At 61.6% G+C, this 11,773-nt stretch carries 10 protein-coding genes; 9 read left to right on the top strand and 1 reads right to left on the bottom strand.

All coding sequences use genetic code 11. The features are described 5' to 3' along the window. Positions 1–111 precede the first annotated feature (111 nt). Both AT395_RS13400 and mqo read left to right on the top strand, forming a co-directional pair. Complete coding sequence (locus AT395_RS13400) at positions 112–1,020, top strand: LysR family transcriptional regulator (protein WP_048629457.1); 909 nt, start codon at positions 112–114, stop codon at positions 1,018–1,020. Between the two features lie 288 nt (positions 1,021–1,308). Beyond that, on the top strand, positions 1,309–3,024 hold the full coding sequence (gene mqo / locus AT395_RS13395; RefSeq protein ID WP_048629456.1) for a malate dehydrogenase (quinone): 1,716 nt from the start codon (positions 1,309–1,311) through the stop codon (positions 3,022–3,024). 121 nt (positions 3,025–3,145) lie between these two features. Here mqo and AT395_RS13390 read toward each other — a convergent pair whose 3' ends face one another. Further along, entirely contained in the window at positions 3,146–4,096 is a 951-nt protein-coding gene (locus AT395_RS13390; protein ID WP_082117895.1) for an alpha/beta hydrolase, read from the bottom strand. A 215-nt stretch (positions 4,097–4,311) separates the two neighbouring features. On the opposite strand from AT395_RS13390, the gene AT395_RS13385 reads away from it, so the two are divergent. From AT395_RS13385 to AT395_RS13355, 7 genes are all read left to right on the top strand, one after another. Then, complete coding sequence (locus AT395_RS13385) at positions 4,312–5,817, top strand: amidase (protein WP_053086391.1); 1,506 nt, start codon at positions 4,312–4,314, stop codon at positions 5,815–5,817. Between the two features lie 65 nt (positions 5,818–5,882). Continuing rightward, positions 5,883–7,202, top strand: coding sequence for an MFS transporter (locus AT395_RS13380; RefSeq protein WP_052765618.1), 1,320 nt, complete (start codon positions 5,883–5,885; stop codon positions 7,200–7,202). Positions 7,203–7,358: 156 nt separating this feature from the next. Further along, positions 7,359–8,090 (top strand): TenA family transcriptional regulator, encoded by a 732-nt coding sequence (locus AT395_RS13375; protein WP_042115966.1) that lies wholly within the window; start codon positions 7,359–7,361, stop codon positions 8,088–8,090. A 132-nt stretch (positions 8,091–8,222) separates the two neighbouring features. Next, positions 8,223–9,677 (top strand): aldehyde dehydrogenase family protein, encoded by a 1,455-nt coding sequence (locus AT395_RS13370; RefSeq protein WP_042115965.1) that lies wholly within the window; start codon positions 8,223–8,225, stop codon positions 9,675–9,677. Between the two features lie 28 nt (positions 9,678–9,705). Next, a complete protein-coding gene (locus tag AT395_RS13365; protein ID WP_042115964.1) occupies positions 9,706–10,185 on the top strand; it encodes a GlcG/HbpS family heme-binding protein in 480 nt (159 codons plus the stop codon). Between the two features lie 19 nt (positions 10,186–10,204). Further along, positions 10,205–11,236 (top strand): 2Fe-2S iron-sulfur cluster-binding protein, encoded by a 1,032-nt coding sequence (locus AT395_RS13360; protein ID WP_048629455.1) that lies wholly within the window; start codon positions 10,205–10,207, stop codon positions 11,234–11,236. A 170-nt stretch (positions 11,237–11,406) separates the two neighbouring features. Further along, entirely contained in the window at positions 11,407–11,718 is a 312-nt protein-coding gene (locus tag AT395_RS13355) for a 2Fe-2S iron-sulfur cluster-binding protein (protein ID WP_042115962.1), read from the top strand. Positions 11,719–11,773 lie beyond the last annotated feature (55 nt).

Here is an 11,773-nt window from a genome sequence, read left to right as displayed (position 1 = left end):
GGTACGCGGCTGCGATGTATAAATCTATAAAATGAAAATCATATAGATTATGAATTCAATGCATACAAAATTTGTAGTACAGCGGCGCGCAGACGCCCTGAGGAGACGCCAATGGAATACCCCGATCTGAATTTTCTTTATGTCGTAGAAGCGTTGATGGCAGAACGCAGCGTGTCACGGGCTGCACAGCGTCTGGGACTCACGCAACCGGCAGTGAGCCATGCGCTGAGCCGGCTGCGCACTCGATTCGGCGACGATCTGTTCGTGCGCGCGGGCGCGGTCATGGCGCCGACACCGACCGGCGAGCGCGTGGCGGACGGCGTCGCCCGGGCGTTGGCGTTGATCCGGCAGGATGTGCTCGACGCGCGCGCATTCGACCCGGCGGACACCCGGCGCACGTTCTCGGTTTGCTTAAGCGATATGGGCATGATTGTTCTGCTGCCACGGCTGCTCGCGGCGCTGGCCGAACATGCTCCGATGGCGACGCTGCGGCCAATTCAGGTGCCGGCGGCCGAACTCGGGGCTGCCTTACAGGATGGAGAACTGGATCTGGCGATCGGTTATCTCGACCGGATGGGTGAGCATTTGCATCAGCAGCGACTGTTCACGCGGTCGTTGGTGGGAATCCGGCGTGCCTCGGCAAGCAAGCGAGGTAAGGGAGGAGGGGCGGCCCGCATGGATGCCGAGAGGTTCATGAATACGCGCCATGTGGTCGCAGCAACGCTGGCGATGACGAACGAGCTGCTCGCCAAGGAGTTGCGCAAGCGCGGCACGCGCCTGAATGTCGGCGTGGAAGTCCCGTACTTGCTCGCGGTGCCGAGTCTTGTCGCCAATTCGGACTTTATTGCCGTGATCCCGAACGAACTCGCGGATCTGTTCGGCAAGATGGCGCATGTCGACGCGTTTGATCTGCCCATTGCACTGCCGGACCTCACGGTAAGGCAATTCTGGCATCCCCGTTTTCACAACGACGCCGCGCACCGCTGGTTTCGCAAGCTCGTGGCGGAGGCGTTGCGTTGAGCATTGCAAGGTGCCGGTCGCGCAACATTCGAGGCATTCGCCAATGTCGATGAAATGAACGTATCCCTATGTCCATTCCCGCCCTATGGTTCCCAAGCGCGCCGCATTCGGACTGCGCTACAATTCGCCCCTCGCGCGGCTCGGGTACATGACTTCGTTCCCGATCCGCCGACCCTATGACACTTACTAGTCTGAAATATGGCAGGCGAGCACGTTTAAAGAATGCTCGCCCCGGGAGATTGATCGGTCTAGAAATCCAAACAGCATTTTTGAGGGTTTTCTATTCACATGACTCAAACGGACAACAAGCCAGCGTCTCAAGGCAGCAGCAAGCCCTTCTCCCGACGCAAGTTCATTGCGGCTGCTGTCGGGGCCGCCGCCGTATGGGGTGGGTACTCGTACCTGTTCGGTAGCCAGTACCGCGCCGCCAAGGCGGATCGCAAGGTCGACGTGCTGCTCATCGGTGGCGGCATTATGAGCGCGACGCTCGGCGTCTATCTGTCCGAGTTGGAGCCCAATTGGACGTGCGAAGTATTCGAGCGTCTGGACAAGGTCGCCGAAGAAAGCTCGAACGGGTGGAATAACGCAGGCACCGGACACTCGGCGCTTTGCGAACTGAATTACACCCCGATGGACGATAAGGGCAATGTCCATATCACGCAGGCCATCGCCATCAACGAGAATTTCCAGATCTCCCGCCAGTTCTGGTCGCATCAAGTGCGCAAGGGTGTTCTGGGCAATCCGCGCGAGTTCATCAATTCGACGCCGCACATGAACCTCGTCTTCGGCGAGGAAAACCGGGAATTCATCCGCAAGCGTGTCGATGCGTTGAAAGCTTCGCCGTTGTTCGCCGGCATGGAAATGACGACCGATCGGGAAAAGATCGCGGAGTGGATTCCGATCATGATGGAAGGTCGCAAGCCGGAAGAGGTGGTGACCGCCACCCGCTCGCCACTTGGCACCGACGTGAATCTGGGCGAGATCACGCGCCAGTTCTACAAACATCTGAGCGGCAACTCGGGCGTCAAGGTTACGACCGGGTACGAGGTTCGCTCGATCACGCGGAATGAAGACGGTACCTGGCGCGTGTCTGCGTTCGATACGAAGGACAGCTCGAAGATCCAGACCGTCGACGCGCGCAATGTCTTTATCGGTGCTGGCGGCGCCGCTTTGCCTTTGCTGCAACTCTCGGGCATTCCGGAAGCGAAGCAATATGGCGGCTTTCCGGTCGGCGGCGAGTTCCTTGTCACGGACAAGCCCGAGATTGCCTCGCGCCATCTGGCAAAGGTCTACGGCCTTGCCGATACCGGCTCGCCCCCGATGTCGGTGCCCCATCTCGACACGCGTGTGCTCGATGGCAAGAAGGTGATCCTCTTCGGACCGTTTGCCACATGGTCGAGCAAGTTCCTCAAGAACGGTTCGTACTTTGACCTTGCCAAGGCAACCACGCCCTCCAACGTCATTCCCCAGTTGCAGGTGGGTGTCCATGAATTCGCGCTCGTGAAGTATCTGGCGCAGCAATTGGCGCTGTCGCAATCGCAGAAGATGGATGCATTGCGCCATTACATGCCTGAAGCCAAGGACGAAGATTGGCGCCTGTGGGAAGCCGGTCAACGGGTGCAGATCATCAAGAATGATCCGGAGAAGGGCGGCATTCTGAAGCTCGGTACGGAAGTCGTGGTTTCCGAAGATCGCTCGGTCTCTGCGCTGCTGGGCGCGTCGCCGGGGGGCTCGACATCGCCCGCGATCATGTTGTCGTTGCTCGAGCGTGTTTTCCCGAATCAGATGAAAACGCCGGCCTGGCAGCAGAAGATTCGCGAGATCGTGCCGAGCTACGGCAAGAAGCTCAATGACAATCCGCAGCTTCTGGCAACGGAATGGGCGAACACGGCTGAAACGCTGCAATTGGCCATCGCCTCGCCGAGCCTGGAGGGATTCGTGCCGAACACCGCGCCTGTACAGAACCCGGGGGTGGTGAAGAAGGTGCCCGATATGGCGCTGTAAGTCACATGTGGGCAGTCGGGTAGCCTGTGGCACGCGCATGCGTGACTACAGGTGCCAAATGAACAAAGGGTTACGAGAGATGTCTCGTAACCCTTTGTCGTTGGTAAGCCTGCTCACCGAGTCAGTCTGTCAGCCCCATCAGCGCCAGCGTAGCCCGTGTCAGGCTGGCGTCTGCCCGGTTCAGTTCGTTGACGACCTCAAAGTGATTTGCCCCCTTTATCCGAAGCACCCCGGCCAATCTTGCGCGACCGGCAAGCGCATCGGCAAGTTGACGATTCTGGCGTTTGAACTCAGGGCTCTCCAGCGTTCCCCACGCCACCAACACAGGGCAATTGAATCGGTTGAGATGGCGAATCGGGCTGTATTCGGTCACTTGCTCCGGACTTAGCTTCAGGTAGGTTCCGCGCACCGAAAGCACCACCGGAGCGAGATCGCACATGCCGCTCATGACGACCCCGCCCTTGAGCAACTGGGCGGGCGCTGCGCAGGCACGCCAGTCGGTGCTGAGCATAACCGCCGTCAAATGCCCGCCGGACGAGTGGCCCGAGACATAGATGCGCTCGGGGTCGCCACCGAAGCGGGTCGCGTTCGCCCCTACCCAGACAAGTGCCCGGCGGCATTGGTCGACCATGCCGGGCAGGGTGTTGTCCGGCATGTTGTCGAAGTTGATGGCGATGTAGACGGCACCTGCGGCAACGAACACGGGGGCAGGGCCTGCGCTGTCTTCCTTGGACAGTTGCTGCCAGGCGCCACCGTGAATAAACACCATGACGGGCAACCCGCGGGCGCCGGCCGGAGCGAACACATCGAGCCGTTCGGACGGCTTGTCGCCGTAGGCATAGGTCACGGGCGGGAGCTTGCGGCGAACTTCCTCGCTGGTCTTCGCGTAGCCGTCGATGACCTGCTTCGCGTTAGGCGCCCACACGGTCTGGGTGTAAGCCTCGTTCAGTTGCTTCTGCGTGTAGTCGAGGAAGACCTTCTTCTCGACGTCGTCGGCCCATGCGGAGCGCGAGGAAGATGCTGCTGCCAGAGCCGCCAGCCCATAGCCGAAAAATTGGCGTCGATTGGTCATGACGGTTCTCTCCCTGAGCCCTATAGTGCGCCAGATTCTAGCAGCCGATCCCACGGTCAAAGTGATGAGGGCGCAACTTGCGTATTCGTGTACGAGAGAGGCTTTCGGATCGGCCCGTGCCAGCACACTTAAGCACAAACCCTGATAAGCAAGTGACTTGACAGGGAAAATTTGTCCATCGATGGTATACAGAATACTGAAAGAGATATTCCATCATGACAAGTTCCAGACTTGGCACGCACACGCCGGCTACGGCGACGACATCGACGCCGCCGGCTGGACGCTGGCACTACGCCACGATCTCGGCAGCACAGGACGCGCTTCAGCGGCGCGAAGCCACGTCTGTGGATCTCGTTGCTGCGTGCGAAGCGGTGTGGCGGCAGTCTAATCCGCACCTGAATGCGATGGTCGTGAGCGACTTCGATCAGGCGTATGCCGTCGCACAAGTTCGAGATGCCGAGCGGCGCGCAGGCACGGTTCGCGGGCCGCTGCACGGCGTGCCGTTCACGATCAAAGAGTCGTTTGATGTCAAGGATTGGCCAACGACTGTCGGCGACCCGGCCTTCAAGGGCAATATTGCGACGCGTCATGCCAGCGTAGTGCAGCGATTGATAGACGCCGGGGCGATCCTGCTCGGCAAAACCAACGTGCCGATATGGCTGCGCGACTGGCAAAGTTACAACGACGTCTACGGCACAACCCGCAACCCGCACGACCCTTCGCGAACCCCTGGCGGATCCTCCGGGGGCAGCGCTGCCGCAGTCTGTGCGGGCATGGCGTTCTTCGATGTGGGCTCGGACATCGGCTCGTCGGTCCGCAACCCGGCCCACTATTGCGGCATCTTCTCGCATAAAAGCACCCACGGGCTGGTCCCGCTCGATGGGCACGGGCTGCCGGGCGGTACAACGTATCCCGATATCAACGTTGCCGGACCGCTTGCCCGCAGTGCCGATGATCTGGAGCGAGTGCTCCTCGCTATCGCCGGTCCCACGGCGGACGCTGCCTGCGCGGTGCGTTTCGAGCTTCCTCGATGCCAGGCCGGCGATCTGCGCGAGATCCGTTTCGGCATTCTGCCCAATCACCCGATCGCCGAGGTCGACGCGCAGGTGGAGCAGTGCATTGTGGCGCTCGGGAGAGACCTTGAACGGCGCGGGGCAACCGTGGTGTGGCATGCGCGCCCGTCACTGGACGCTGGTGAATTGCTGCGCGCCTACACGTTGATGCTTCGCGCGGCAACCAGCGGCTATCTCGGCGATGACGCTTTCGCGGGCGCTGTCTCGGCCGCCGCCGAGGTGCCTGCGAATGACATGCGCTATGCATCGCTCCAGTATGTCGGCACGGCAATGCGCCATCGCGACTGGCTCAAGTTACAACCGTTGCGCGAGCGCTTTGCCGCGGCCTGGCGCGACCTGTTCGAGCAAGTCGACGTACTGCTGTGCCCCGTGGCTGCGACACCTGCGTTCTTGCTTAACGAGCAAGGCGCGCCCTGGCAGCGCACGCTGAACGTGAACGGACGGTCGCAGCCGCTGACCACACAGATTTTCTGGGCCGGTCACTCCGGCCTGTGCGGCTTGCCCTCAAGCGTCGCCCCGGCAGGGCGCACGCCGGATGGGCTACCGGTGGGCGTTCAGATCGTGGCCCCGCTGTATCACGATCTGCGCTCGATCCACGTGGCCAGATTGCTCGAAGCCGCCGGCTACGCATTTGTACCTCCCGTCTGACGTATCCGCATTTCCCCACATCCCACTTCCCACAAAACCCACGACAACTTAAGGAGGACACCTTCATGTCCTGGCTCTCATCACTGTCGAGAAACGAGAAGCGCGCCTTTGCCGGCACCTTCATCGGCCATACGGTCGACGTCTATGACTTCATGATCTATTCCTTTCTCATCCCGGTGCTGCTCACCACCTGGAGCATGAGCAAGGCGACTGCCGGCAGTATCGTGACTTACACGCTGATCGCTTCGCTTGTGGGCGCCATCGGGGCGGGCTTGCTGGCCGACCGCTACGGGCGCGTGCGCATTCTTCGCTGGACCATCGCCTTGTTCGCACTGGCCTGTTTCGCCTGCGGTCTCGCCAACTCGCCAACGCAACTGGCAATCCTGCGGATCATTCAGGGGTTGGGCTTTGGCGGGGAGTCGTCGCTATGTATGGTGCTGGTCATGGAGACGATCCGGAATCCCGCGCATCGCGGCAAGTTCTCTGGCTTCACCGCCAGCAGTTACTCGTTTGGCTGGGCGTTGGCGGCATTGGCCTACAGCGCGATCTTCAGTTGGCTGCCGCCTGAGTGGGCGTGGCGGGTGTGTCTGTTCATCGGTGTCGCGCCTGCACTGCTCGTGTTCTGGCTGCGACGCAATCTGGAAGAGCCGGAAGCGTTCACCCGCACGCAAGCCGAGCGCAGCAAGACCAGTCCGCTCAAGACGATCCGCGCCGTATTCAGCGGCCGTCTTGCCGCGCGCACGTTCCTGTGCAGCATGCTCTCGGGCGGCATGCTCGGTGCGTACTACGCCATTGCGACATGGATGCCCACGTGGCTCAAAACGGAACGCGGGCTCTCTGTCACGGGTACCGGCTTGTGGCTGGCGATCACCATTGGCGGCTCGATCGTCGGCTATGCGGTAGGCGCGTGGTGTACCGACAGACTGGGGCGTCGTCCGACGTACATCCTGTTTGCACTCGGCGCATTCGCCATGAGCATTGCTTACATGCTGATTCCGGCCCCCATGCCCGTCATGATGGTGCTTGGTTTCCTCATGGGCGTGCTGATGCAGGGCACGTTCGCGGGAGTGGCGGCGACCATTTCAGAGACGTACCCACACGAGATTCGCGCCACCGGTTACGGTGTGGCCTATAACGCCGGCCGCGTGATCGGTTCCGTCTTTCCGTTCATGGCAGGTTGGCTCGCCAGTGGCCATATGACGCTCACGCTCGCCATTCCCATCGTTGCCGCCGTCGGGTATGGCCTCGTCATCGTCGCCGCCTGGATGCTGCCCGAGACGAACGGCATTGCGCTTGACGCCATCGATCCCGTCAAATCCGACGCCCGCCTGGCCTCCGCACTCGAACACCCGATGCCCCACACGGTCCGCAACGCGGCCGACTGATTCCCTCACGTAACACCGGAGTCCTCACACACAGAAATTTGATCTATTGGCATTTTTTCCAAAACTGTATACAGTGTACCAAAATACAACTTCGAGATCTGCCGGCGCCTGCATCCGCGCTGGCGGGTCATCCACCTGAGAATCAAGGAGCGAGAAATGGCAGAACTGATGGACCGCGAAACCTTCCGCGCGGCACTCGAAGAGGCGATCAAGGGCAAAAGCGCGAACAAGGCGCCGTTCAGCATTGCGTGGGCAAGCGGCAAGCTCACGCGCGAACACCTTGCCCGCTGGGCAGAGAATCACTACCACTACGTGGGGCCGTTCGCCGATTACCTCGGTTATCTGTACGCCCGGACGCCGGACCACATGACCGAGGCAAAAGACTTTTTGCTCGCGAACATGTATGAGGAGGAAATCGGGGGAGACCGTCACACCGATCTGCTGATTCGCTTTGCCGAAGCGTGCGGCACGACCCGCGAGCGTGTGGTCAACCCGGAGAACATGTCGCCGACGACGCGCGGCCTGCAAAGCTGGTGCTATGCCGTCGCGATGCGCGAAGACCCGGTTGTCGCCGTTGCGGGACTGGTTGTCGGTCTGGAGTCGCAAGTGCCGTCGATCTACCGGAAGCAGACCCCCACGCTGCGCGACACCTACAAGTTCACCGACGAGGAAGTCGAATTCTTCGATCTGCATATCGTGTCGGACGAGATTCACGGCGAGCGCGGCTACCAGATCGTGCTGGAGAACGCGAATACGCCCGAATTGCAGCAACGCTGCCTGAAGATCTGCGAGATCGGGGCGCAAATGCGCCTGCTTTACACAACGGCGCTGTATTACGACTACGTCGAGAAGGAAGTTCCGCTGCCCGAGTTGGGACTGGCGGCCTGAGCAACGCCCGGCAGTCCCGTGCTCCACGTTGCGCCATCCGGGGGGAGGGCGCACGCGGGGCGCGGGCCTCCTCCACGCCTTCCTCGACAGGCTTCTCGTCGCTTAACGTCGCTTTGCAGGACTGCCGCACTCATGACAACCGTTCCCACGTTTCTGAATTACATCGACGGCGAGTGGTGCCCGAGCCGATCGGGCGCGACTTTCGACAACCGTAATCCGGCCGATACGCGCGACGTAATCGGCCATTTCCAGGCTTCGGGCGAGGCTGACGCACAAGCTGCCGTGCGCGCAGCCGCAACGGCCTTTACCGCCTGGAAGCGTCTCTCGACAAGCGCTCGCGCGAAGATTCTGCTGGGCGCCGCCGCCTACCTGGAAAGCCACGCTGCGCGATTCGGCGAAGAACTCACGCGAGAGGAGGGCAAGCAAGTGGCCCTCGCAACGGACGAGTTCATGCGTGCCGCACAGACACTTCGCTATTACGCGGTGGAAGCCCAGTCGTACGGTGGCGAAACCTTCCCGAACGACGACGGCGACATGACGGTATACACCGTGCGTGAACCGCTGGGCGTGGTGACTGTCATTTCGCCGTGGAATTTCCCTGTCTCGATTCCCGCCCGCAAGATTGCTCCCGCACTGATCTGTGGCAATACCGTGGTGTTCAAACCCGCCTCGGACGCGCCTTTGAGCGGGCTGCGCCTGACCGAAGCGTTTGTGCAGGCCGGCATTCCTCGGGGCGTGCTGAACTTCGTGACGGGAAGCGCTTCGGCGGTCGGTCCCACGTTGACTGGCGCGCGCGAAGTGCGGGCGATCTCATTTACCGGGTCGACGACTGCCGGTGAGCAAATCCATCGGTCGGCGTCGTTGTCGACGCGCACGCAAATGGAACTCGGCGGTAAAAACCCGCTGATCGTGCTCGACGCGAAAGATATCGACCGCGCGGTCGATCTCACCGTCAAAGGGGGATTTTCGCTCACCGGGCAAGCGTGCACCGGCACCAGCCGGGTGCTCGTCGCACGCGAGATTCGCGCGGCCTTTGTCGAACGCCTTGCTGCAAAGGCCACCGCGCTCAAGATTGGCAACGGCCTGGTGCCCGGCATGGACCTCGGCCCGCTCGCCACCGCAGGGCAACTACGCACCGTGCTCGAGTACATCGAGATTGGCAAGCGAGAAGCCACGTGGGTCTGCGGCGGCCAGCAGCTCACGCATGACGCTTACGCCCATGGCTATTTCGTCACGCCGGCCGTGTTTGCCGATGTGCCGCGCGACGCCCGTATCGCGCGAGAGGAGATCTTCGGACCGGTGATCGCGGTGATCGATGTCGACGATTACGACGACGCAATCGCCGTTGCGAACGACAGCGACTACGGCCTCGCGGCCTCGCTCGTCACGCAGGACGCGCGACTGATGCACCGCTTCGCCAACGACATCGAGGCCGGCACGGTCAAGATCAATCGCACGACCACCGGCAATCTGGTCAACGCCCCGTTCGGCGGTCTCAAGCAATCGAGCACGGCCACCTTCCGCGAGTCCGGACGCGATGGACTCGAGTTCTATTTGCAGACGAAGACCGTCTATCGCGGCGTCTGACGCCTGTTTTTCACGACTCTCATCAGCCATGAAGCCATTCCTCAAACTTGAACTTGCCGAAGCCCGGCACATGATCGCGGCAGCCGTTGCCCGCTCGCAGGAGATCGGTGTCCTCGAATCGATCTGCGTAGTCGACGAGGGCGGGTTCCCGCTCGCCATGGAGCGTATGGACGGCGGGCGCGTCACCGGGCCGCAGATTGCGTGGAACAAAGCCTTCACGGCAGCAGGACACAAACGCTCGACTCACCTGTTCACCACGCCACCCAATGGTCCCGCACTGCCGGGCAACGAGGCATTCGGCATTCAGTGGAGCTTTGAAGGACGCTTTGCAGCCTTCGTCGGCGGCTTCCCCATCGTGGTCGACAATCAGGTCGTGGGCGGTATCGGGCTATCCGGCGGCAATGGCGAACAGGACACCCAGGCCGGTCTCGCGGGTCTTGCGGCCCTGCAAGCCTTGTTGCGCGAGAGCGGCCGCGAAGTGCTGGTCCAGGCCGACATCAAGCTCTGAACCTGACGAGAGGTCACTTGTGAGCTATCGGATCACATGGATAGAAGCGCAGCGCAGCTTCGAGGCCGCCGCTGACGAAACGGTACTGGAGGCCGCGCGGCGGGCCGGTGTGGTGCTGCCGTCTGCCTGCGAGTTCGGCGGCTGCGGCACTTGCCGCGTGAAGCTTCAGCAGGGGCGAGTGCAATATGAGGCGCCGCCCGACGCACTGTCGCAGGACGAGGCGAACGAAGGCTATGCACTGTTATGTCAGGCGCGCGCGGTCTCGGACCTCGCCATCAGTACCGAGCGTCCATTGGCCGCCCCCGCCCCGGCGCGACACCGAAAGGCCGAAGTCGTGAGCACGGCCGCGCTAAGCCCCGAGGTCACCCGGCTCGTTCTTGCTGTCGACGACGACGAGCCGTGGGTGTTCCGTCCCGGGCAGTATGTCAACGTGCTCCTGGGAGAGGCAGGCCCACGCAGTTTCTCGATCGCGTCGCGCCCCGAACCGTCTGACGATCCTCGCCAACTGGAGCTTCACATTCGTCGAATCGACGGCGGTTATTTCACGCAGACACGCCTGAGCGCGCTTCGCGCCGGCGACAGGCTCGACATTGAAGCGCCCATGGGTGGCTTCGGCTATCACGAAGACGATTATCGGCCAATCGTGATGGTCGCCACGGGCACCGGGATTGCGCCGCTGCGCAGCATGCTCGTCGAGATGCTCGCGGGCGGCGATACGCCTCCGATCGATTTGTACTGGGGCGGCCGCAACGCCGACGCCCTCTATCTGCATGACGAATTGATGCAACTCGCGCAGCAGCATGAGGATTTCCGCTATGTGCCGGTGCTTTCCCGCCCCGACGCTACGTGGCAGGGCGCGCGGGGTTACGTGCAGGATGCCGTGGTGGCGGATCATCCCGATCTGTCGGAGCACGCGCTGTACCTGTGCGGCTCGCCGGTGATGATTGCCGACGCCAAACGCGCCTTCGTCGCGAGTGGCGCGAGCGTGCGCTATCTGTACGTCGACAGTTTCACGTTTCAGCATTCGGCGCCGGTGCAAGCGGCCGCATGAAGCGGGCAGGGGCAGGGGCGGGGAACGTGGAATACCCTCCGATCGAAAGGTATACAGTATTCAAAAATGCCCACGCATTTGGCGTTTGGCACGTTATTTCCCGCCGGCATGTCAGTGCAGTGATCTGGCGCAAGGCATCACGCAACACGTAACACGCAATAGGAGGAAGCATGCCGACTGTCGTATTTCGCAAAGACGGGCAAACGTACCGTGACGAAGTGAAGGCCAGTACCAATCTGGTCGTTCGCGCAGGTATCAAGCAGTTCCCGTTCCCGCATTTGCGTTACGAATGCGGCATGGGCAAATGCGCGCATTGCGCATGCCGGGTACTGGCCGGGCAGGAGCACCTGCCACCGCCCAATTGGAAAGAGAAGAAGCAACTGGGGGAGCGGCTCGACGCTGGTTACCGGTTGGTCTGCCAGTTGTGGATCGAACATGACATTGAACTGGAGCAGGGCGACGACCTGACGCCCGGGCGCTAAGCACCAACGCAAGACAGGAATCCGCAACAAGGACAGTCTATGTACATCGTACTCA

Origin of the sequence: Pandoraea apista (genome assembly GCF_001465595.2) — a bacterium.
Classification (GTDB): Bacteria; Pseudomonadota; Gammaproteobacteria; order Burkholderiales; family Burkholderiaceae; genus Pandoraea; species Pandoraea apista.
Note: the sequence above shows the minus strand (reverse complement) of the source record. Positions and strands in the feature narration are given on the sequence as shown.